This is a genomic window from Pseudoalteromonas sp. S408 (genome assembly GCF_005886645.1).
In the GTDB taxonomy this organism is placed as follows: domain Bacteria; phylum Pseudomonadota; class Gammaproteobacteria; order Enterobacterales; family Alteromonadaceae; genus Pseudoalteromonas.
Genome location: NZ_PNDY01000027.1, coordinates 13,934 through 38,013, shown reverse-complemented (window position 1 = coordinate 38,013; position 24,080 = coordinate 13,934). Strand labels below are relative to the sequence as shown.

The following is a 24,080-nucleotide window of genomic DNA, read 5'->3' as shown; positions in this document are numbered from 1 at the left end:
AAATTAAAGAAACCCGTTACAGCAATGTGACGGGTTTTTTGCTATCTGGGGTTTAGTAAATAGCTAAGAGAGCATGTCGAACTCAGTAGTCAAACAAAACAGCTCGAAGGCGAGCCCCGACCAATGATAGTATCCCATTTGCTATGTGACTCTCCACCGCTGTGGGCACCACGACATTCTACTGCGTAGCGCACCGACTTCAAATACAAGAAAGCCCGACTCTAAAGAGCCGGGCTTTTTTAAGTCTATAGAAAAGTAAAATTAAGTATTTCTTTCTCTAAAGCGCAGCGTTTCTTAAGCGAAGCGCCTCTTTGTGAACAGTGTTTTGACTATCCAGTGCATTTACCATGATTCAACATATCTCAGTAATAAATATAATTTTGCTTTGTTACTGGCTTTGATTTAGGATCAAATCAGTTTAAAACCAAGAACTAACATACAGTGTATAGATTATTAATTACCGCAATATCCATTTTAATTTGTTTTTCTGTTTCAGCAGTTGAAGTCACTGATCTATATCAAGATATTTTAAAAGTTGATGATAAATCAAGAGATGCACGATTAACGGCAAGTCGTAAAGCTTTACTTAACGTATTAGTCAAAGTGAGCGGTGATGAAACAGCCGATCAAAATCGATTAGCTCAACAGCGAACTAAAGATATTTCTGATTACATGCTCAAATTTGAATACGATGAGCGTACAGAGGGTCAGTTAAAGTTAGTTGTTAAATTTGAAGAACGTAAAATCAATACCCTTGTAAAAGAACTGAGTTTACCACTTTGGGGTTCACAACGCCCGTTAGTCGCTATTTGGTTGGGTATTGAAGATAACTGGCGCAGAGAGCTAGTTACACAGGAAAGTTATCCACAGTTGGAGCAATTAATTTACGATAGTGCACGAAGACGTGGCTTACCTGTTGTTGTGCCATTACTGGATTTACAAGATAGGCGTCTAGTAGGAATACCAGAGGTGTGGGGTAATTTTTCAGGGCCTATCGAGGAAGCGTCCCAGCGTTATAGTGCTGAAAGAAGCATCACAGCAAAAATGTACAAAGACAACAACAGCAATAACTGGGTTCTAGATTGGCGATTCACGAATGATGACTTGTTTGACGAAAATCGCTTAGTTGGCGATAAACAACAAATTGTTAGTCAAATGATTGATACATTAGCAAGAGGGCTTGCCAGTGAGTACGCAATTGATCCTAATGCATACTATGAACAAGCTTCGGCTATTTTAACCTTAAAAGGGACTGACAATTTTGTAGATGTTGAGTTAGCGAAAAGACGTTTACAAAGTCTTAGTGTGGTTACCGATGTAATCATTATTCGTAAAACAACAGAATTTGTTGAATATAAACTGAGCCATACAGGAAATGTTACAGATTTAAAAAAAGCACTAGGTCTCGATTCTGCTTTTAAAGATTATATCGACCCGCGTGCTTTTTATCATGTAGTAGACAAAAGCAGCCTTGAGTATCAATGGGTAAAACCATAGTGCTAAATCAAGAACCAATGCAAATGGCTTTGCCTGTTACTTTACCAGATGACGAAACTTTCGCATCGTACTTCGGTGGCGAAGATTCATTAGAGGTAAATCATCTCAAAGCAAGTTTTTCTGAATTGGCGAATACATTTCAATATACGTATTTGTGTGGTTTAGGTGACTCAGGAAAATCTCACTTGTTGTACGCTACATGCATAAAGGCGCAAGAGCGTGGCCTTTCAAATATGCTGCTTTCTATGCGTGAGGTTATTAACTTTGGCCCTATGGTTTTAGATGGACTAGAAGCACTGGATATACTATGTATTGACGATGTTCATCTAGTCGCAGGCAACGATGCTTGGGAAAAAGCTTTATTTAATTTTTTTAATCGCTTTAATGAACCCGGTAAAATGTTGGTTGTAACAGCTGACCTATTACCAAATATGCTAAATATATCGCTTCCAGATCTAGAGTCACGTTTAACGTGGGGAACCACGTTTCAAATACGTTCAATGAGTGATGATGACAAAGCTCAAGCTTTAGTTAAACGTGCACACATGCGCGGGCTTGAATTAAGTGATGAATGTGCGCGGTTTTTATTAACCCGCCTGAGCCGCGATATGCGAGCATTATTAGATGTTCTAGACAAATTAGATCACGCATCTATGGCAGCACAAAGAAAATTAACAATTCCTTTTATAAAATCAACGTTAAAGCTGTAGTAGGTCTAGAATCTAGACCCTGCTTTCAGTTATCATAAGCTATTAGTTAACAGCAATCACCCTCTGTGAAAGATCAGGTACCCAATGAACTTAGAAAATATATTAGCGCAAGCACTTGAGGCTGTAGCCAGTGCCAGTGAAATCGCGCAACTAGAAGAAATCAGGGTTAATTACCTTGGAAAAAAAGGCGAAATCACCAGCTTACTTAAAACGTTAGGAAAAATTGCACCTGAGGAACGAAAAGAAGCAGGGCAAGTGATAAACCAAGCTAAACAAGATGTACAAGTTGCAATTAACGAAAAGCGTGAATTATTAGCGAGTAAAGCACTAGAAGAAAAATTAGCTGCAGAGACTATTGATGTAACTCTTCCTGGTCGTGTAATGCCAGCGGGTGGCTTGCATCCAGTAACACGTACTATTGAGCGTATTGAAAGTTTTTTTGGCGAGTTAGGGTTTGCTGTTAAATCAGGTCCAGAAATTGAAGATGACTTTCATAACTTTGACGCATTAAATATTCCAGAACATCACCCTGCGCGCGCTGATCACGATACCTTTTATTTTAATCCTAAGTTAGTACTGCGTACCCAAACCAGTGGTGTGCAAATACGAACTATGGAAACAGAGCAGCCGCCGCTTCGTATCATATCTCCTGGGCGCGTATACCGTAACGATTACGATCAAACGCATACTCCGATGTTTCATCAGGTAGAAGGTTTAATGGTAGATACTGACGTTAGCTTTACTGAGCTAAAAGGTATTTTACACGACTTTTTGCGTAACTTTTTTGAAGAAGACATGGAAATTCGTTTCCGTCCTTCATTTTTCCCATTCACAGAGCCTTCAGCTGAAGTTGATGTAATGGGCAAAGACGGCAAATGGCTAGAAGTATTAGGCTGTGGCATGGTACATCCAAATGTTCTTAAGTCTGTGGGTATTGATCCTGAGAAATACACGGGTTTTGCATTCGGCATGGGTGTAGAGCGCCTAACAATGTTGCGTTATGGCGTAAACGATTTACGTGCATTTTTCGAAAATGACTTAAAATTCCTAAACCAGTTCCGTTAAGAGTGAAGCAATAAAATGAAATTTAGTGAAAAGTGGTTAAGAGAGTGGGTAAACCCTGCTATTGATACGCAAGCTCTGTCGGAACAGCTTTCTATGGCCGGCCTTGAAGTTGACGGCGTTGAGCCAGCTGCAGCCAAGTTTAATGGTGTTGTTGTTGGTGAAGTTGTTGAATGTGGTCAGCACCCTGATGCAGATAAGCTACGTGTAACAAAAATTAATGTTGGTGGTGATGAACTGCTAGATATTGTTTGTGGTGCGCCAAACTGTCGCCAAGGCATAAAAGTTGCTGTAGCAACCGTAGGTGCTATGTTACCTGGCGATTTCAAAATTAAAAAAGCGAAGCTGCGCGGTCAGCCTTCTCACGGGATGTTATGTGCATTTGACGAGCTAGGTATTAGCGAAGAGGGTGAAGGCATCATGGAGTTACCAAGTGATGCACCAATTGGCACTGACTTACGTGAATATCTAAGCCTTGACGATAACATCATTGATGTTGATTTAACGCCAAACCGTGGTGACTGTTTAGGCATTAAAGGCCTTGCACGTGAGGTAGGCGTTTTAAATAGTACAGATGTAAATGTATTAGAAATACCAGCCGTAATACCAACAATTGACGATAAAGTATCAATTGAACTAGTTAATGAAGATGCTTGTCCTCGTTATTTAGGTCGTGTAATTAAGGGAATTAACCTTGATGCAGAAACACCACTTTGGATGGTTGAAAAACTACGCCGTAGTGGCGTACGTTCAATCGATCCGGTTGTTGACATAACAAACTATGTACTACTAGAACTTGGTCACCCGATGCATGCTTTTGATTTAAATACAATTGAAGGCGGTATTAAAGTACGTAATGCTCATGTTGGTGAAGAGCTTGTATTACTTGATGGCAATGCCGCTAAATTAAAAGAATCAACACTTGTAATAGCCGATCATAATAAAGCACTCGCAATTGCTGGTATTTTTGGTGGTGAGCAATCTTGCGTAACTGAAAAAACAACAGACATACTGCTTGAAAGTGCGTTCTTTAACCCGGTAGCAATTGCAGGCCAAGCGCGTAGCTACGGTTTACATACCGATGCGTCACATCGTTATGAGCGTGGTGTAGACTTTGCACTACAACACGATGCAATGCAGCGTGCTACAGCGTTACTTTTAGAAATTGTTGGTGGTCAAGCAGGTCCTGTAGTTGAAGCTGTTGCAGCCGATAAACTACCAAAAGTGACTGAAGTACGTTTACGTCGTTCTCGTTTAGACCGCGTAATAGGTCATCATATTGATGATGCTAAAGTAACTGATATTCTGACTCGTTTAGGCCTTGATGTTAAAGTTGAAAATGACAGCTGGAGTGCGGACATACCAAGCTACCGTTTTGATATTCGCATTGAAGAAGACTTAATTGAAGAAGTTGCGCGCGTGTACGGTTACAACAGTATCCCAAATGTGGCACCAACTGCAAAACTTAAAATGACAACGCATAACGAAGCGAGCATTGCGCTAAGCAAATTCCGTAATACGTTAGTAACGCGTGGGTATCAAGAAGCGATTACTTACAGCTTCGTTGATCCTAAGGCACAAGCTATTTTACACCCAGATAGTAATGCGCTTGTATTACCGCACCCAATTTCAATTGAAATGTCGGCTATGCGTGTCAGCTTAATGCCGGGTTTATTAGCGTCTGTTGCATACAACCAAAATCGTCAACAACCTCGCATTAGGTTATTCGAGCATGGCCTTAAATTTATAAGCGATGAAAATGCAGAAAATGGTGTATGCCAAGTACCTGTGATTGGTGGGGTTATTACTGGTTTAGCACATGGAGAGCATTGGGTTGAAGAAAAACGAAACGTTGATTTCTACGATTTAAAAGGTGATGTTGAAGCATTACTTGCTATTACAAATGACGTGAGCCGTTTTGAAATTAAAGCTGAACAATCTGATGGACTTCATCCTGGCCAGTCAGCTGTTATTTATGTTGATGGGAAAAAGGTTGGCTTTTTTGGTGCATTACATCCTCAAGCGCAAAAGTCGTTAGATATCAATAACGCAACTTTTGTATTTGAAATTGAAATGTCAGCAATTGAAAAAAGAAATTTACCACAAGCTGAAAGCGTGTCTAAATTTCCTTCAAACCGTCGCGACATCGCGATTTTAGTGGCCAACAGCGTTAAATCTGGCGATATTTTAAACGCCATAGAAAAAGTTGGCGGAAATCAATTGGTTGACCTAAACTTATTCGATGTGTATAAGGGCAAAGGTATTGAGCCAAATTATAAGAGTTTGGCGATTGCTCTAACACTGCAAGCGGTTGATAGAACACTCGAAGAGAAAGATATCAATCTAGTAGTTGATAACGTGGTGGCCGAATTGGCCGAAAAGTTTAATGCATCGTTGAGGGACTAGATATGGCGCTTACTAAAGCCGACATAGCTGAACACCTATTTGAAAAGCTCGGGATCAATAAAAAAGATGCCAAAGATTTAGTTGAAGCGTTTTTTGAAGAAATCCGCTCAGCGCTAGAAAAAGGAGAGCAGGTTAAGCTTTCTGGATTTGGTAACTTTGATCTTCGAGACAAAAAAGAAAGACCAGGGCGTAATCCGAAAACAGGCGAAGACATTCCTATTTCGGCGCGTCGTGTTGTCACCTTTAGACCGGGCCAAAAATTAAAGACCCGTGTTGAAGTGGGTACCAGCAAAGCAAAATAAAAAAAGGCAGCGAAAGCTGCCTTTTTTATTACACAGCCGCTTAACGTTTAGGTAAGCGGGTTGAGTATTTTGTTAAAATTCTCTAGGTGATACAAATTCACCTTCTAATACTTGTTGATAGGTTTGCTCAGCAAGCGAATCAAGGCCTGATAAGTTTTTACCTGTGCTTAACAGCTCTTGTTCTATTTCAAATAAATCTATATTTTCGATACCCGACATTTGTGCCACTTTTGAAAATATATAGGCATGTTTAAATTTATCATGTTTATAAAAAAGGCTAATTAGTGAGGTGTATACTTCAGGGTTAGGTAGGTTCCCTTTTTCATTTAGCTCTAATGTTTTATAGAGTAAATCAATGGTTTTATCGTCATCAAATTTAATATAGTAAGACGCTAAAAAGAACTGCATCTCTGCACTTTGGGTAACGCTTGTATCGTTTTCTATGGCTAAAAGCTTACTTAATGCACCTTGATTATTGTTTCTTGACCAATGGTAATAAAGTAAACCGGGGTGATTAGTATTTACAGTGTCTTGATAAAGGCGTGTCATTTCTTTAATGCTAGTAAGCTGCCCATCTATTCGAGACGTTTTTTTAGCTTTGAGCTTTATGTGCTCAATTTTGGCTGCCAATGTTATACATTGGTTGTATGTCTCAAATTTTTTTAATAATTGATATTTATTTTCATCCGTTGGCTCTTTGTATTCACTGTAACGCTTTAAAATAACTTCAGCACGCTCGTCCTTACAATGACTATCTTTGTTTAGATCAGCACAAAAACCGGGTGTTTCCTTACAAACTTGTGCCAGCGTCACAGGGTCTTCACAACCCGCTAATGTTAGTAATCCAAGTAATATACTTGCTCTTTTTAGCATTCCTTAACCCCAAATAAATATCTACACAGCTATTCTAGCGCAATCATTTAACGCCTAACAGTAGAGAATAACTTCAGATTAAATTAGAATAGCTGTGCCTGAAGTGCATTACTCTCAAAATATAGTGCACTTTTAAAGGCTATCCGTTCAAAATGATAAATTTAGGTAAATAAAATGACCTCATCTCACGAGTTAGAATACACAAATAGTTGGCAAGAACGCCAAGATTACGCTGAAAGTATGCAACCTATTATTGGTAAGCTTTACCGTAATCGTGGTATTGAAATTGCTGTATATGGCCGTCCTCTCGTAAATGCCAGCACAATTGAAATTATTAAATCTCACAAAACTGTTGCACAATTTGAAGGCACAAAATTACGTTTACGCGAAAGCTTCCCGTTTTTAGAAGCAATCAGCAAAATGGAATTAAACTCTGCTCGTATTGATATTGGTAAGCTGGCATATAGCTACTTATACGGCGACGTTGCAAACGGCCGTTCAGTTGAAGAGTTTGTTAAAGATGAATTAGCAGAAATAGCCAATTCGACTGTAAAAGAGCCACGTGATGTAGTCCTTTATGGCTTTGGCCGTATTGGCCGTTTGCTTGCTCGCTTATTAATTGAAAAATCGGGCCCTTACGCCGATTTACGTCTACGTGCAATCGTTGTGCGTGGCGGTAAAGAGGGTGACCTCGAAAAACGTGCCAGTTTATTGCGTCGTGATTCAATTCATGGCCCATTTAATGGTTCAATCACTATTGATAAAGAACGTAATGCAATTAAAGCGAACGGCAGTTACATTCAGGTTATTTATGCAAATTCGCCTAGCGAAATCGATTACACACAATACGGTATCGAGAATGCGTTAATTGTTGATAACACAGGTATTTGGAAAGATGAAGCAGGTCTTGGTCAGCATTTAGAGTGCAAAGGCGCGGCTAAAGTATTACTAACGGCACCGGCTAAAGGTAATATTAAAAACATCGTATATGGTGTAAATAACCAAGATATTTTATCTGAAGATAAAATTGTGTGTGCAGCAAGTTGTACAACAAATGCGATTACGCCAACGTTAAAAGCATTAAACGACAAGTTTGGTATTAATAATGGCCACGTTGAAACGGTTCACTCGTACACAAACGATCAAAACCTAATTGACAACTATCACAAAGCAGAGCGCCGTGGTCGAGCTGCAGCCCTTAACATGGTAATTACTGAGACGGGTGCGGCAAAGGCGGTATCTAAAGCGTTACCAGAGCTTGAAGGCAAGTTAACAGGTAACGCGATTCGCGTTCCTACACCAAACGTTTCGCTTGCTATCTTGAACCTAAACTTAGCCACAAGTACGTCGGTTGAAGAGCTAAACGCATTTTTACGCGATACAGCACTGCATTCAGACTTACGTGATCAAATTGATTACACAGCGTCTACAGAAATAGTGTCTACCGATTTAGTGGGCAGCCGTTATGCTGGTGTTGTTGACTCGCAAGCAACAATTGTTGACGATAACCGTATTGTTTTATACGTATGGTACGATAATGAATTTGGCTATAGCTGCCAAGTAGTTCGTTGTATGCGAGATATGGCTGAAGTGTCATTCCCAAGCCTACCACGCTAATGTATATTTAGTATCCAAAAGCCAGCGTTTAGCTGGCTTTTTTAATGTGTCATTATTTTTAATGTGCGTGCCTTATGCTACGCTTTAATCATTAAAATACAGCGAGCGTAGTGATTTCACAATACGCTGTGTTTAGTGCGAGTATTTTTGCTCGCGATGTTAGTTCTGCTAGTTACAATGCAGATGAGCTTATTAAAATTAAAGGTTTTTTCATGAAAATCAGCAGTAATTTCGACAGTGGTAATATCAAAGTCATTGATGCAACCGATCCGCTTAATATTCAATTAGAGATTAATAACGATCACAATTCTGAATTTTACCAGTGGTTTCACTTTCGATTAGAAACAACGCCTTATCAATTACATAAGCTTAATATTAATCAGCTTGAAAAATCAGCATACCCAGATGGTTGGGAGGGCTACCAAGCAGTTGCTTCTTACGATCGCCAAACATGGTTTCGTGTTCCATCAAGCTATGAAAATGGCACGCTAAGCTTTGAAATAGAGCCAGAGTGCGGCAGTGTTTATTTTGCTTACTTCGCACCATACAGCTACGACCGCCATTTAGACTTACTTTCTTGGGCACAAGCTCAAGGTGCTTGCCAGCTTCAAACATTAGGTGAAACACTTGATGGGCGCGATATCAGCGTGCTAAAAATAGGTGAGCCAAGTGAAGATAAAAAAGTCATTTGGGTAACTGCACGTCAGCACCCAGGTGAAACAATGGCTGAATGGTTTGTAGAAGGCTTACTTCATAAATTACTTGATGACGAAGACCCGCATGCTGCAGCATTATTATCAAAAGCAGTATTCTATATTGTGCCAAACATGAACCCTGATGGCAGTGTGCGCGGACATTTACGTACCAATGCTAAAGGTGTTAACTTAAATCGTGAATGGCAAACACCATCGATTGAAAACAGCCCTGAAGTCTATTTTGTGCTTAATAAAATGCGCGAAACAGGTTTAGATATGCACCTTGATATTCATGGTGATGAAGCTATTCCTTATAACTTTGTTGCAGGCAGTGAAGGTATTCCAAGTTACGACGAGCGCCTTAAAAACTTAGAAGATAACTTTAAAGCGGCGTTACAAACAATAACACCTGAGTTTCAAGATGAGCACGGCTACCCGAAAGATGAGCCAGGTGAGGCTTTGTTAACCGTGGCTTCGTCGGCAACGGCTGAAGAGTTTAAAGCGCTTACATACACCATTGAAATGCCGTTTAAAGATAACAACGATTTACCAGATCCAGATTATGGCTGGTCAGATCGTCGTTCGTACCAGTTTGGTCAAGACACATTATCAGCCATTGTAAATGTGGTTGATACGCTCAGATAGAGTATTTAGAAAAGGCATCAATTTTTGGTGCCTTTTTTTATTCAAATCTACAACGAATTAACATAATACCAATCCGCAATAATACATAATCATTTTACGAGGCTAAACGTGTCGCTACTTGCGTAAAACTCTTATTAAGAGCAACTAAATTGCGAATTTTTTGCCTAGCTATTAACACGCTTTTCTAGCTTTAAAATAGATAACTTAATTAAGCGAATAGATATAAAGCCCTTTTTATAAATCACTTCAATCAAAAATAGATTTTAATCACGCTGTATAAGTCCTTAGCATTTTCATATAATTCAAATTACTGGTTAAATAACCCTCAAACACGACGCCAAAGCGCACGTTTTATCTCTAAATATGAAAATTAAGTGTTAACAAAGTTAGCCAACTTAAGTTAATATCAATAACAATCGAATTAAAGATAGGCGAATTGAAGCCTGATTTTTAATCGCTTTGTGTCGCGCATTCTGAGTAGCTAAAACAGAGTCTCGTAATTCATAATAAAAAATATAACTATAGAGGATATTCATGGAAGCTTTTGTAAGCGCTGTTAATGATGTTGTTTGGAGTAATGCTCTTATTTACTTATGCCTTGGCGCGGGCTTGTTTTATTCTGTATTAACTCGATTTGCCCAAGTTCGACATTTTAAAGAAATGTGTAAGTTATTATTTAGTCCTAACACATCTGAAAAAGGTATTTCTTCTTTCCAAGCACTTGCTGTGTCTTTATCGGGGCGAGTTGGTGTAGGTAACATTGCCGGTGTTGCTGCAGCTATTGGTTTTGGTGGTCCGGGGGCAATTTTTTGGATGTGGGTTGTTGCATTTTTAGGTGCAAGTACGGCCTATGCCGAGTCAACGCTGGGTCAAATTTATAAAGAAGAAGAAAACGGCCAGTACCGTGGTGGACCTGCGTTTTACTTTGACCGTTGTTTAAAGCAAAAGTGGCTAGCCATCCTATTTGCTATTTCTGCCGTTGTTGCGTGTGGTGTGTTCCTTCCTGGTGTACAAGCAAATGCAGTAGGTAATGCGTTTACTCAAGTATTTGGCGACGGGACTATGGTATCGACCAGCTTTGGTGATGTAGGCAGCTTTAAGTTAGTTGCGCTGGCTATTATTCTTATCGTTTTAGCTTTTATTATTTTCGGTGGCATAAAACGTATTGCTAACTTTACCCAAATTGTAGTGCCGTTTATGGCACTAGGTTACATTGTACTTGCCTTAATTGTTGTATTTTTACACATCGATAGAGTACCAGATATTTTCGCCATGATTATAAGCGACGCCTTTACAGCTCAAGCAGGATTTGGTGCTGCAATTGGTTGGGGTGTAAAACGTGGAATATACTCAAACGAAGCAGGCCAAGGTACTGGGCCGCATGCAGCCTCTGCTGCAGAGGTAGACCACCCAGCACAGCAAGGTTTAGTTCAGGCTTTTTCAGTTTACGTAGATACCATCTTTGTATGTACCGCAACTGCACTTATGATTTTATTAACACAACAATACAACATTGTTGGGGAGCTACCAGCAGGCCAATTTATTGTACAAAATGTTGATGCAGCAACAGAAGTCGGTTCTGCAGCATTTACACAAATGGCATTATTCAGCGTATTTGGCGGGTTTGGCGAAGCATTTGTAGGCATTGCACTGTTCTTCTTTGCGTTCACTACAATTTTAGCTTACTACTTCATTGCCGAAACTAACATTGCATACTTAAATCGTTATTTTAAAGGCAGTATTCCACTCGTTATTGTGAAGTTTGTGATAATGTTTATGGTTGCGTACGGTATGGTCAATAGCTCGGGTTATATTTGGACTATTGGCGACATAGGCGTAGGTTTAATGGCATGGATCAATATATTAGGCATTTTAGCTATATTTTTTGTCGCAAAACCAGCACTACTATGTTTAAGCGATTACGAAGATCAAAAGAAAAAAGGTGGCAAAATAACTTTCGACCCAGTTAAGTTAGGCATAAAAAATGCTACTTTTTGGGAAAAGCGCCTTGAAAAGCAATCTAAAGATCCTGAGTGATTCAATATACAACGTACTTGCTAGTTTGTGGGGAAGTGGATTTAAGCCAATAACAGAAAGTCATATTATCTATTGTTGGTTTAAATTGAAAAAAGACAACGACAAATAAAACAAGTACAATAAAGGCGCCGCAAGGCGCTTTTTTTATGCGTAGTATGGAGAGATGTATGGCGATAATTCGTTGCCCAAAATGTGCAAAATCAATTTCAGATAAATACAAGCAATGCCCGCATTGCGAAAGTAACATTTCAGAGCTAAATGACGAGCAGGTTCAACAACTTCAGCGCGAACAGCAAATTAAAAAAAAGCAGATGTTTATAAATCACTCCTTCTTAGCACTTATCATATTTTTGGGTGGTTTTTTCTGTTTGTATTTTTTACAACCGCAAAAAGAAACCCTTGAGTGGTATGCTTACACCATCGCCATTGGCGTAGGGTGTATTTGGTATCTTATTAACCGTATTGTTTTAGTGACTCTTAAAAAGAAAAGATGACATGAATATCGATAAACTTGTAGAAAATATAACTCCAGAATTATTTGAACGCTTGCAATATGGTGCATCAACAGGCAAATGGCCAGATGGCACTGTATTATCAGATGAGCAAAAGCAACAAACAGTGCAGTTGGTTATGTTGTATCAAGCAAAGGTGGCTCAATCGAACGAGCAATTTACGATTGGTGCTAATGGTGAAATGATCCAAAAGACAAAAGCGCAACTACAAAAAGAATTCAAATCTGACAACGAAATAGCTAGGTTTAGTGAACATGATCTTTAAGCACCTTTTTACGCCAAAATGGAAACACCCCAAGCAACAGGTTCGTCTTGATGCAATTGAAAAGCTAGACACGCAGCGCGATGCAAGTATTTTAAATACACTTGCATTAGAAGATAGCTCTGCAGAAATACGCCGTAAGGCGCTTCAAAAGGTAAATGATTTACCACTGTGGTGGAAAGCCTACAAACAAGATCAAGCGCTAAAAGATATTGCCGAGCAGCAAATATCAAATGCCGTTTTAAATAGCGAAAGCACACTGACACCGCAAATTAAAAGTGAATATATAGAGCGCTTTGCTCCTGTAAAAACATTAGAAAAACTGGCGTTTGCAGAGAAAGAACTAAAAGTTCGCGTTAAATTACTTAAGCGTTTAGCAAATGCAAAATTAGTTGAAAAAGCTTTCAAAGAGGGCAGCGAAGAGCTACAAGCGCAGTTAATTGAGTTAGTCATTAACCATCAGCTTACCAAACCACTTGCTAAACACGCTAAAGGGGAAGCAAAAGCCACCCTTGATACGCATATTGAAAATGAACGTTTGGCTAAGGAAATGCCACAAGAAGTTGAAAATTCAACGCGTGTTATTTTAGCCAAACTTAATGCATTACGTGAAAAAACAGACTTTGCGATTGTAAACCCTGGGGCTACTGAATTAATGGCTCAATGGCAAGCATTAGAGCTTAAATGGCTAACAACGGAACGGATAAAAGCGCTAGATGAAAAGTACATCGCTATTACCAGCAAGCTTGACACACATATCGCTCAACTAAAAACCGAGCACGATAAAGAGCAGCAACTTTTAGCATTAAAACAGCGCCAATTACTTGCATTAGCAACGCTTGAAGCATTAAGCGATGAAATTGAAAATGCACTTCAGGTTGGTTTAGAAACCCCTGAGCAAATTCAACAAGATTGGCTCGACGCTAAAGTAGCGCAAGCGAAACAAGCGATCACAGAGACTGAGCTTGAAAACAACGCACAGTCTAAAGCGGTAATCGTAAAGCTTGAGAGTTTATTTTCTCAAGTAGCCAAATTACCTGAACTAACAACTGCTATTGCGCAATACAAAGAGGCACTAACCGCTTTAAAACTAATTGAACCAGCACAAACCCTTGAGCAGTATGACGAAACTCTTTCAGCTTTTAATCAAGCGTTTAAAGAGACTCGTGGGCACTTATCTATTTTAGATAGTACATTACAAGGTAAGTTTAAAGCGGAGTTAAATACACATAAAAAGCAATTTTTAGCATTAATGAATGACTTAATTAAACCGCTTGAAAAAAATCAGAGTCAGGCAAAGCGCAAAGCTCGTGATGTTAAGCGCTTAATTGAAGAAGGCCGGTTTAATGTGGCATTTGGTGTATTTAAAGGTTTTGAAGAGCTATTTAATACATTAACAGCACGCTACCAGCAACCGCTTGAAAATATTAAAGCAGAGCTAGAGCAACAACTTGCCGATGCAAAAGATTGGCAAAAATACGCTGCTGCACCGAAGCGTGTTGCGTTACTAGAAGAAGTAACTCAGCTAACTGAGCAAGAATGCACCGACCCACAGCAGCGTGCCGAACAAGTAAAAATGTTACGCACACGTTGGAATGAACTTGGGCGTTTAGATACAGACGAAGAAAAACAACAAGGTGTTCAGTTCGATGAACATATTGAAATATTGTTTGCACCTTGTCGTAGTTACTTTGCCGAGCAAGAAGAGAAACGCGATGCAGCGAAGTTGCAACGTGAAAGCATAATTACAGATATGCACACGCTTGGTTTAGAGCCAACCAGTGAAGATGGCTTTGATTGGAAACAGTTTGAAAGCCAATACAATAAGCTAAATAAAGCATGGCGCAGTGTAGGAAAAGTTGACCCTAAAACATATCGAGTATTAAACGATCGCTATAAAAGCGAGCAACAACAGGTGCTTGGTTTATTAAATGCGTTTCATAAAGGTAATGCTGCACTTAAAAATGATTTAGTTGAACAAGCCCAGAAACTATCGCAAAGTGACGATTTAGCAAGTGCTTGCCAAGCCTTAAAGCAAATGCAGCAGCAATGGCAAACTATTGGTTTTGCAGGTTTAAAAGCCGAAAATGCGATGTGGCAAAAATTTCGTCAGTATAACGATGAAGCATTTAGTAAACGCAGTACCGAATTTGAGCAACAAAAGCTTGAGCAAAATGAGTCTGATAAACAAGCCGCTGCAGAACTAGCTGAATTAGAAGCGGCATTAGAGGCGGTGGAGCAGCGTGCGCAACTTCATGATCTAGAAACTAAGGTTAAGGGCTATGCACAGTTTAGAACGCTTGCACCAAAGGTGGCTGCATTGCTAAAGGCTATTGATGAAAAAGTGTCAGTGCTTATGACTAAATTAGAGCAAGCTAATTTAGAAGCATTACTTAGTGCACTTCAAAATAATGAAGAAATACCGGCTCAGTATCAAGCAACTTTAAAAACATCACTAAATGAAGAGCAGCTCATAACGCGTATGGAAATTTTAGCGAATGTGAGTTCGCCAAATGCATCTCTTAGAATGGCAGAGCAAGTTGCTATGCTTGATGATAAACATCGTGGTGATCATGCTGATTTAAATTATTATTTAAAACAGTTACTCGCGCTCAGTAACGGTTCAGTTGAACCTGAGACACTAGCACGGCTAAAATCGACACTTGCAGCTTAATCATCAACGTTACTCCAACTGTTGATAAAAACGTTAAAAGGCCGCTCAAATAGCGGCCTTTTATATACAATAAAATAAAGGGCTCACTATGAGAATTTTACTACTTATTACCACACTTTTATTAACCGCCTGTAATAGCACACAAGGTGTATCTGTATATTCATTTACAAATGCTGAAGTAGAAAGCGCACTGGCTCAACAGCTCCCTAAACTTAGCGAGAAAGTAAAACTGATGGGGCTACCTGTTCAGCTCAACGTTAATGATTTAAGTGTTGATATTGGGCCTAATAATAGCGATGTTGTTGTACTCGGTGCCGACTCTAGCGCAGAAATTAACGCTTTTGCACTTAAATACCCAATTCGTTTAAAGCTTCAAATAGAAGGGAGCCCATACTACGACAGCGAGAAAAAAGCGGTGTTTTTACGTAATGTAAAATTATTGGGGTCAAGCGTTGATGCGGGTGGTTTTAGAGGCAACATTGGCGCGCTTGACGATCAAGCAATGGATGTAATTAATACATTTTTAGCAAATAACCCTGTATACACACTAAATATGAATGACCCTAAAATGATGCTATTGAGCAAATTACCACTCGATATGAAAGTAGCACAAGGCGCAATTAAACTGGTTCCTCGATTATAAATAACCAGACTAAGTAGATCGACCAGCCTCAATTAATCGTACTAATTAGCCTATTTACAGGCTAATCAGGTTATAAAAATTATGGCTGCACCGCGTAATGTGCCCACGTCTCGTCTTTCTCGATTTGCAAAATTAGGTTCGTTGGCAACAGGGGTTGCTAGCAATATGCTGGTTGATGGCGCAAAAAGTGCGTTAACAGGCAAAGGCTGGGATAACAAACGTTTACTTTTGCAGCCCAAAAACATTGAAAAACTTGCCGTCCAGTTATCACACCTTCGTGGTGCAGCAATGAAATTAGGTCAGCTGTTATCTATGGATGCCGGTGACTTGCTAAGCCCTGAGCTTGCCCAGTTGCTTGCGCTGCTGCGCTCAGATGCAAATCCAATGCCTCATAAACAGCTGGTTGAAGTACTTAAAATACAATGGGGGGATGACTGGCTTTCTCGTTTTTCTCACATTGAGCTCAGACCTTTTGCAGCCGCTTCTATAGGGCAAGTGCATTTAGCGTATCAAGAAAATGGCGATAAGCTCGCAGTTAAGGTTCAATATCCGGGTATAGCAAAAAGTGTTGTAAGCGACGTAGATAACGTTATTACGTTGTTAACGTTATCGCGCTTACTACCTAAAGAGCTCGACATAAAACCCCTAGTTAACGAGGCTAAAGCCCAGTTGCTTGCTGAGGCCGATTACCTGCGAGAAGCTGATTACTTAATACGTTATAAAACCGCGCTTAAAGGCACCACTAATTTTAAGGTGCCCAATGTTTACACTGCCCATAGTACGAAGCAAGTACTGACTATGGAATATGTAAACGCTGAACCAATAGAGCGCATCACAGCACTTCCACAAAGCCAGCAGAGTTTTGTTGCTGAGCAGCTAATTGATTTGTTTTTTAAAGAGATGTTTGAGTTTAAACTTATTCAAACCGATCCCAACTTTGCTAATTTTCATTATCAATCAGATACACAAAAAATCGTTTTATTTGATTTTGGTGCAACACGAGAAATATCAAATGAGTTGAGTTCTGCTTATTTGGCACTATTTAAGGCAGGAAGCGAAAATAACCGAGAGGGCGTATTAAACGCAGCATCGAAAATTGGTTATTTTAAAGATGACATATTGGATGACTATAAAAACAATGTCATAGATTTGTTTTTAATGGCATGCGAACCTCTTCGTTATAATGGTAATTTTGATTTTAAAAACAGCGAGCTGGCACTTAAAATTAAAAACGCAGGGCTTGAACTCAGCGCCCAATCACAGCAGTGGCACACTCCACCTGTCGATGCACTGTTCATACACCGAAAACTTGCAGGCTTGTATTTAATTGCGGCGCGTTTGGGCGCAAAAATAGATGTACGAGGACTTTTTAGCCACTACTCATAAAAATGGGTAAATAACTTTGGAAAGTTACAGGTGCAGTCATTTGTTAAAGTTGTCATAATACTCGTGATATTTCGCGAGGTGTGGTTATGATGAAGCAATTTTTAAACGATCCAGAGTTACTACTTAATGCTGTAGGCGAGGGAATATACGGATTTGATTTATCTGGAAACGCTGTATTTGTAAATCCAGCAGCAGAGCGTATGACTGGCTGGAAATCCGATGAGTTATTAGGAAAAAAAATACACCAATATCATCATCATACTCGCGTAGATGGCACACCTTACCCTGCCGATGAGTGCCAAATTTACTGCACTATGTTTGATGGTAAGCGCCGAGAAGTAAACAACGAAATATTTTGGCGCAAAGACGGTAGCTCATTTGCCGTTGAATATACATCCACCCCAGTGTATCGAAATAACCAACTTATTGGTGCTGTTGCAGTATTTCGTGACATATCGCAGCAGCAACAAACACAAAGTGACTTACAAAATGCACTTATAAAAATAAAGCAGTTAAGCGAGCAATTAAAAGACGAAAACAATTATTTGATTGCAGAGCTAAATCAAGACTGGCAAGACTCTGGACTTGTAGGGCAAAGTCACGTGTTTCAAAATATGCTGGAGCAAATAAAACTAGTCAGTGAAACCGACACTACGGTACTTATTTTGGGTGAGAATGGCACCGGTAAAGAGCTAGTAGCCCGTAACTTATACAGACTAAGCACCCGTAGCAAACACCCTTTTATTAAAGTAAATTGCGCTGCTTTTACACCAAGTTTATTGGAATCTGAGTTATTCGGGCACGAAAAAGGCGCATTCACAGGAGCAAACGAGCGCCGCAAAGGTCGATTTGAACTAGCCGATAAAGGCACGCTTTTTTTAGATGAAATTGCCGAGTTACCCCTTGAGGCACAAAGTAAACTACTCAGAGTACTGCAAGAGCAAGAGTTTGAACGAGTAGGCGGTAGTCAAACCTTAAACGTTAACATGCGGGTTATTGCGGCAACAAACCGCGATTTATGGCAGATGGTACAAAAGGGCAGTTTTAGAATAGATTTATATTATCGGCTTAATGTATTTCCTATTAAAGTCCCCGCTCTTAGAGAGCGAAAAGAAGATATCCCTTTTCTATGCAGCAACTTAATACAGCAATTAAATAAACGTTTAGGTAAGCAGCTAAAAGGCTTGACTCAAAAAGCTATTACTAAACTTCAAGCCTATGATTGGCCAGGTAATATTAGAGAGCTGCAAAATGTGTTAGAACGCGAAGCAATCTTATCTAAACAACCTGTACTACAGCTTAATCAACCACTTAGTGGTGAAAATACGCCTAGTATGGATTCATCTCTCACTCTCGATGAGGCGCAAAAACAGCACATAACACGTGTTTTAATACTGTGTAACTGGCAAATTTCAGGTAATAAAGGCGCTGCAATTAAGTTAGGTTTACCTGAAAGTACACTTCGCTCGAAAATGCGAAAGCTAGGTATTAGAAAGTAATCGCGATATATAGCGATTTTCGCTTTATATCGCGAATATAAAATAAGGCTAAATTAATAAATAATTTAATATCAATAACATAAGTGAACTTTCAGCTTGGTCTGAAAGTTGCAAATACTTAATTAACATCCGTCATAATTAAGTAAGCAAAATGAAGTTTGATATTAAAGAAGAAGATATGATCATTAAGCCCTATAACTCAGGGCCTATTTATATTCGCGAGCAAAAAGGCTTTTTCCAACGAATACGCCGCAATTTAGGCTGGTTACTAATGCTAACGTTTATTGCCATTCCATGGATTCAATATAACGGGCAGCAGGCTGTACTGTTAGATGTAGCCACACAAACCTTTACTATATTCGGCTTAACACTTCTTCCTCAAGACTTTATGATTTTAGCGATGCTTTTTATGGTGGGAGCATTTGCATTATTCTTTGTCACTAACTGGCTAGGTCGAGTTTGGTGTGGTTATACTTGTCCGCAAACAATATGGATGTTGATGTTTACCTGGGTTGAGCAACGTATAGAAGGGACACGCAATCAACGTATAAAACTTGATAAGACACAATGGACATTAAGCACATGGCGTAAAAAAATAACTAAACACATCGCGTGGGTAGTTATTTCTGTTTTAACGGCGACCTCTTTTATGGCTTATTTCATTCCGGCTAAAAGTTTATATTTAGAGATGCTTACATTTGATTGGTCTGGCATTACCACCTTTTGGGTGCTTTTTTTCGCAGGGTGTACGTACGGCAATGCTGGGTTTTTAAGAGAAAAAATGTGCACAATAGCATGCCCGTATTCACGTTTTCAGTCAGTGATGTTTGATAAAGATACCCTAGTGGTTACTTATGATGCAGAGCGAGGAGAAAGCCGCGGGCCACGTAAGCGTAAAGCCGATCCAAAGTCACTAAATTTAGGTGATTGTGTAGATTGTAATTTATGTGTTGAAGTGTGCCCAGCGGGTATTGATATTAGAAATGGTTTGCAATATGAATGTATAAATTGTGGTTTATGCATTGATGCTTGTGACGACACAATGACCAAGTTTGGATACGACAAAGGGTTAATTAAATACGCTAGCGAAAAACAAATGGAGGGTAAAAAAACCAACCCATTTAGGCTAAAACTGGTAGGTTATGGTGCTTTGACTACATTGCTTATTATATCTATGTTTGCATGGATGGTGCAGCGCACACCCATAGAGGCCTCTGTACTTCGTGATAGAAATGCACTTTACAGAGTAAACTATGAGGGCTTAGTCGAAAACCCATACACACTGACCATTATAAATAAAACACAGCAATCTATGCATTACACTATTGCTATTGAAGGATTACCAAGCGCAACACTTCAAAGTCCTGAGCTTACGCTTGTACAACCCGGTTTAATGAAAAGGATACCGGTAACAGTGACTGCAGATGGATACGACATTAAACAAAAAGTGAGTAAATTACGATTTGTAGTTACTGCGCAGGAGGATGCGAGTATTACCATTACCAAAGAGAGTCAGTTTTATAAAAACTAAGTAATTAATCGCCAAGTTGATTAAGTGATTAATCCGCTTGGCTGTTTTTAAGGTGTTCACTAACATATTGCTTTGCACTTGTAATATCACTAAAAATACATTTAGAGCTATCTCTGCCAACACTTTGCAGAACTCGTGACATTTGGCTTATAGCAATAGCAGATGTCATTACAAAAGCGCTAATAATGCAATTTGCAGATTGCATTTTTTGGCCAATTTTAGTGAGTAATAGCTCAGCTTCAGGCGTCGCTGCTAATACGTTCCTTGAATCACTAATGTAGCCCCAAGGCTTGCTATTAAACTGAGTTGTAGTGCTAATGAGTCTTTCACCAAAAGTGCTCAATAAATCTGTATCGATGCTTCCTGAAAACTCTGCAACAATGATGTTGTTATCAACAGAAAAATTAACGTTGCCATAGTCATTATTTAATGAAAAATCATGGTGTTTATTTTTATCCAATTTCAATGTGTGCTCTCTATTATTTTTTATTAAATTTTTGCTACGCTCAATAAATCACACATTTAATTAACGTAGCAACAAAAAACTAGCTCTACTTATTTAAATAGTTTAGCGCGCTGTTTATAACAGCCACTTGCGCTAAAATACATTGCTCACTGTTTGCGCTAGGGCTATCTGGGTATACTTCTGTTGTTGTTACAAAAGGTGCATCGGTAAAGCCCATACATAAACCTAATTCGCGCGCAGCATAGTTGATAACACCAAATTGTTCCTGCGGTACGCCAATTAATGCATTGTTTTCATCGCTTGGTGCAATATGCGTAACCTTTGCAACGCCCTCAATAATCACTTTTTGAAATTCTGGCTCTGGTTTTTTACTGTCGGCAACTAAATAAAACCCATCAGGAATATTCCAATTTGTATTAGTTGTGCCTTCACGTGCTGCAAGCGCTGGCCTAAATTCACTGTTGTCAGTATTGGTTGTCTCGTGTAAATCAATGTGTGCCAGTAAATCAAGATTTAATGATTTTACATAGGCCATTACCGCAGCCGACTCGTGTGCTGGGCTATTGTCATAAAACGAGCGGTTAGGATCTATTGCGTTTGGGTTCCAGCGGTTAATTGTTTCATACCCCCAAGGGCTAATACAGGGAGCAATAACTATATTAAAATGATGTGAGTGATTTAAAGCAGAGGTTTTTGCAAATCTAAGCGCGCCATGCACGCCACTAGTTTCGTAGCCATGCACGCCACCGGTAATTAAAACCGTTGGTTTGGCATCATCAAAATTAGGTGTTTGTAGTGCGTACAATGGATAACAGCCATCGTTGTAATTAAGCTCACCGTATTGCTCAACAGTTAATGTGCCTTTAAGCTCATTTATTAGCGTTAGCACTTCATCTTGATAGCTACGCTTTATAACTTGCCCTGCTAGCCATTGTGCTTTGTCGCTGTCGTTCCATTTAGTACCGGGTGTGCCAATTGGGTATGTGCTGTCAGTCATTATAAAGCCTTGGAATATCAATATTTAATTAAATAAAGCGCTAGCTTAACGCTGACTAAAATAGCCTGCAAGTTAATGCGATATATCGACATAATTGAGTTACGTCCTAAAAAAACTTACCCAAAGCTGTAATAGAGAAAAGCGAATTAAATACACGATTAGTTATATTAACGAGGTATTTAGCCTAAGCCAATAAACTGATAAGCTTGCAGCGCTTTTTTGCCACTTTTAAGGTTATTACTATGAGCAACCAAATTTTATTGAATAAACACATGCTATTAACATCGCTTATTACACTAATAAGCGCTGTATTTTCGCTTAATTTAGCCGCTCAACAACAAAGTCAAACTCTAATATTATTGGGTTCAGAACCAAAAATGTGCGCAGGTGGTTCGTCTAATAGTTGTGAGCAGGTTAAAAATACAATTCGCAATATATACTCGCTCACGGTTAATAAAATAGAGCAGGTAGCACAACATTGGCCAACAAGTAATCTTAATAATAAAAAAGCAACACTGGAAGTGCTGAGCCAATTATACAAAAATGGAACCGAACATGTTTCAAAGCAAAACTTACTGTGGCAGTGGCGTGACGTAAATAACGAGCAATTACAACGATTGTCAGTGCATGAATACAATTATGTGTTCGATATGCTCGAAGTGTCAGAAGGTAAAAATGATAACAAAATAAATAGTAAAGCAATTAAGACTCCACGATATAAAAATAATGATATTTTACAATTTATTACGGGTAGCCTAAAAGTAAATAGCGCTAAACCGACCATGCTTGTCATTACTGCGGCGCGTCGTGATCCCTACGCGTATGCTGAACTGGCAACATCTTTTTTGGCAGAGTCAGAAATAAGTGCCAAGTGGCTTGCATTAACGCCTGCACTAGCAAAGGCAATAACCACAGGTCGGTGCGCTCAACTGCCTTTACTAAGAAACAGCACTATGCAAGTGTATAACCGAGAGTCAATGTATCCTTCGCAAACTCAAACCGAATACAGCTTGTGTAAAAGTGGAGTAGTTGCATTAACCACATTAATAAAAAACAGTACGGGGGTTATGTACCATAGCGGCGATGCTGCGTTATTGCATAGCGTTTTATTTAATGATGAAAACGATCCTTACCCATGGACAAATTCACTTATAACAAGCCCGGTTATTGTGGGAATAGGAGAGGGGAGCGCCATACAAGGTAATAGCTTAATTACAAATGAAAACGCAACGATTACAAACGTACTAAAAGGGGAAACCCTGACCACTAAAAAGGGCTTAGCAACGTTTAATTATGGTGTGTTAAGTACGCACTTTAGTGAGCAAAACAACACTTTTAAATTGGCCATGATGATTGACACTTTAAGCAACAGTAAAGCTACATCACAGTATGGTTTTGGTGTAGACGAGAATACCGCTTTGGTCGCCATAAAATCGCCTGAAGGTAATCTAATGACGGTCGTAGGTGAAAATGGTGTGGTCTATTTAACTCCCGAGACAACAAAGATTGCCGTGCATATCCCTGAGCAAAATACAAATTCAAAACTTCAGGAATACCGTTATTCATACTGGCCTGCTGGCAGTGTGATTGATGTTAGCAATAACTCATTTACTTTGAGCGAGCGCACATTGGGGAAAAAATTGCCCTCAATAAAAATACCGCCTTTACCAGTTCAGCGTTTTGGGAGCATATTAACGGATGCAAAATTACGGTCTCTTACCCAAGCCATGTGCCTTGCCCAAGAGCAAAGCGCAGTTGCTCAGCAAGATGAGTTCTTAATTAGCTTGAACGCAAATGCTGATACACGCTACGACCGAATAAGCACCAAACAGTTCGGCTGCGCTGTGAGTAATTTATTGCTGGTGGTCGAATCGTTTTAGTCTGAGTATTAAATATTTGGATTTTAAGTACCAGCTCTATAAAATAACCGATATAACGTATAACCACTTTGCTAAAAGCAAAGAGAGATAGAAAGAGTTTTAACATGAATAACGAAAGTGATGTAATCGACAACTTAGCAGACTTAGAAGCTTTTTTACTCGAAATAGAAAGTGGTGGCTATGGGTTAAAAGGGGTATCGGGTGTAGGTATGGCGACTAAAAACTCAGACGGTACCCGTTTTATTGCCGTATTTGATGATAAACAGCAACTACTATTGGCCCGCGGTATCACCGAAGATGTATTTACTAATGGGCAAGATATGGTACGTAACGGTGTAAAGCCCAAACACTAATCAAATATAAATCAATAAGCGCTGTACAGCGCT

Annotated in this window: 20 protein-coding genes; 17 read left to right on the top strand and 3 right to left on the bottom strand. The window is 39.3% G+C overall.

The genetic code is table 11. The features are described from left to right. Window positions 1-441 precede the first annotated feature (441 nt). The 5 genes from CWB62_RS16350 (at window position 442) to ihfA (ending at window position 5,977) form a co-directional block, all read left to right on the top strand. On the top strand, window positions 442-1,497 hold the full coding sequence (locus CWB62_RS16350; protein ID WP_138528098.1) for a DUF2066 domain-containing protein: 1,056 nt from the start codon (window positions 442-444) through the stop codon (window positions 1,495-1,497). Beyond that, window positions 1,497-2,207, top strand: coding sequence for a DnaA inactivator Hda (hda, locus tag CWB62_RS16345; RefSeq protein WP_171034596.1), 711 nt, complete (start codon window positions 1,497-1,499; stop codon window positions 2,205-2,207). The genes CWB62_RS16350 and hda overlap by 1 nt, the downstream gene beginning before the upstream one ends. Before the next feature lie 84 nt (window positions 2,208-2,291). After that, complete coding sequence (gene pheS, locus CWB62_RS16340) at window positions 2,292-3,272, top strand: phenylalanine--tRNA ligase subunit alpha (protein ID WP_058404847.1); 981 nt, start codon at window positions 2,292-2,294, stop codon at window positions 3,270-3,272. A gap of 15 nt (window positions 3,273-3,287) precedes the next feature. Next, window positions 3,288-5,675 (top strand): phenylalanine--tRNA ligase subunit beta, encoded by a 2,388-nt coding sequence (gene pheT, locus CWB62_RS16335; protein WP_138528096.1) that lies wholly within the window; start codon window positions 3,288-3,290, stop codon window positions 5,673-5,675. Between the two features lie 2 nt (window positions 5,676-5,677). Then, complete coding sequence (ihfA, locus tag CWB62_RS16330) at window positions 5,678-5,977, top strand: integration host factor subunit alpha (RefSeq protein ID WP_002960690.1); 300 nt, start codon at window positions 5,678-5,680, stop codon at window positions 5,975-5,977. Window positions 5,978-6,049: 72 nt separating this feature from the next. On the opposite strand, the gene CWB62_RS16325 is transcribed toward ihfA, so the two are convergent. Further along, the gene (locus CWB62_RS16325; protein ID WP_138528094.1) at window positions 6,050-6,850 is read right to left on the bottom strand and encodes a DUF2989 domain-containing protein; all 801 of its coding nucleotides are present in this window, start codon (window positions 6,848-6,850) and stop codon (window positions 6,050-6,052) included. A gap of 174 nt (window positions 6,851-7,024) precedes the next feature. Between CWB62_RS16325 and CWB62_RS16320 the strand changes: the two genes are divergently transcribed. The 10 genes from CWB62_RS16320 to ccoG all read left to right on the top strand — a co-directional run bounded on the left by CWB62_RS16320 (window position 7,025) and on the right by ccoG (window position 20,351). Beyond that, entirely contained in the window at window positions 7,025-8,467 is a 1,443-nt protein-coding gene (locus CWB62_RS16320) for a glyceraldehyde-3-phosphate dehydrogenase (RefSeq protein WP_058404850.1), read from the top strand. A 212-nt stretch (window positions 8,468-8,679) separates the two neighbouring features. Beyond that, window positions 8,680-9,807 (top strand): M14 family metallopeptidase, encoded by a 1,128-nt coding sequence (locus CWB62_RS16315; RefSeq protein WP_138528092.1) that lies wholly within the window; start codon window positions 8,680-8,682, stop codon window positions 9,805-9,807. 534 nt (window positions 9,808-10,341) lie between these two features. After that, window positions 10,342-11,844 (top strand): alanine/glycine:cation symporter family protein, encoded by a 1,503-nt coding sequence (locus CWB62_RS16310; protein WP_058404851.1) that lies wholly within the window; start codon window positions 10,342-10,344, stop codon window positions 11,842-11,844. 167 nt (window positions 11,845-12,011) lie between these two features. Beyond that, window positions 12,012-12,338, top strand: coding sequence for a hypothetical protein (locus CWB62_RS16305; RefSeq protein WP_058404852.1), 327 nt, complete (start codon window positions 12,012-12,014; stop codon window positions 12,336-12,338). A 1-nt stretch (window position 12,339) separates the two neighbouring features. Further along, window positions 12,340-12,621, top strand: coding sequence for a YeaC family protein (locus CWB62_RS16300; RefSeq protein WP_006794492.1), 282 nt, complete (start codon window positions 12,340-12,342; stop codon window positions 12,619-12,621). Next, window positions 12,611-15,292, top strand: coding sequence for a DUF349 domain-containing protein (locus tag CWB62_RS16295; RefSeq protein WP_138528090.1), 2,682 nt, complete (start codon window positions 12,611-12,613; stop codon window positions 15,290-15,292). The genes CWB62_RS16300 and CWB62_RS16295 overlap by 11 nt, the downstream gene beginning before the upstream one ends. 88 nt (window positions 15,293-15,380) lie before the next feature. Continuing rightward, window positions 15,381-15,935, top strand: a complete 555-nt coding sequence (locus tag CWB62_RS16290) for a YceB family lipoprotein (protein ID WP_138528088.1) — start codon at window positions 15,381-15,383, stop codon at window positions 15,933-15,935. An 81-nt stretch (window positions 15,936-16,016) separates the two neighbouring features. Beyond that, window positions 16,017-17,321, top strand: a complete 1,305-nt coding sequence (locus tag CWB62_RS16285; RefSeq protein ID WP_058404855.1) for an ABC1 kinase family protein — start codon at window positions 16,017-16,019, stop codon at window positions 17,319-17,321. 86 nt (window positions 17,322-17,407) lie between these two features. Beyond that, window positions 17,408-18,820: a sigma-54 interaction domain-containing protein gene (locus CWB62_RS16280; protein WP_138528086.1), complete on the top strand. Its 1,413-nt coding sequence runs from the start codon at window positions 17,408-17,410 to the stop codon at window positions 18,818-18,820. 151 nt (window positions 18,821-18,971) lie between these two features. Continuing rightward, window positions 18,972-20,351, top strand: coding sequence for a cytochrome c oxidase accessory protein CcoG (ccoG, locus tag CWB62_RS16275; RefSeq protein ID WP_138528084.1), 1,380 nt, complete (start codon window positions 18,972-18,974; stop codon window positions 20,349-20,351). A 28-nt stretch (window positions 20,352-20,379) separates the two neighbouring features. Here the strand turns inward: ccoG and CWB62_RS16270 are convergent, their stop codons facing one another. Both CWB62_RS16270 and CWB62_RS16265 read right to left on the bottom strand, forming a co-directional pair. Next, a complete protein-coding gene (locus CWB62_RS16270) occupies window positions 20,380-20,817 on the bottom strand; it encodes a hypothetical protein (protein WP_058404857.1) in 438 nt (145 codons plus the stop codon). An 85-nt stretch (window positions 20,818-20,902) separates the two neighbouring features. Further along, complete coding sequence (locus tag CWB62_RS16265) at window positions 20,903-21,814, bottom strand: M14 family metallopeptidase (protein ID WP_058404858.1); 912 nt, start codon at window positions 21,812-21,814, stop codon at window positions 20,903-20,905. A gap of 242 nt (window positions 21,815-22,056) precedes the next feature. Between CWB62_RS16265 and CWB62_RS16260 the strand changes: the two genes are divergently transcribed. Both CWB62_RS16260 and CWB62_RS16255 read left to right on the top strand, forming a co-directional pair. Then, window positions 22,057-23,694, top strand: a complete 1,638-nt coding sequence (locus CWB62_RS16260) for a type 1 glutamine amidotransferase family protein (RefSeq protein ID WP_058404859.1) — start codon at window positions 22,057-22,059, stop codon at window positions 23,692-23,694. A 104-nt stretch (window positions 23,695-23,798) separates the two neighbouring features. Then, window positions 23,799-24,047, top strand: coding sequence for a hypothetical protein (locus CWB62_RS16255; RefSeq protein WP_008132014.1), 249 nt, complete (start codon window positions 23,799-23,801; stop codon window positions 24,045-24,047). Window positions 24,048-24,080: the final 33 nt, after the last annotated feature.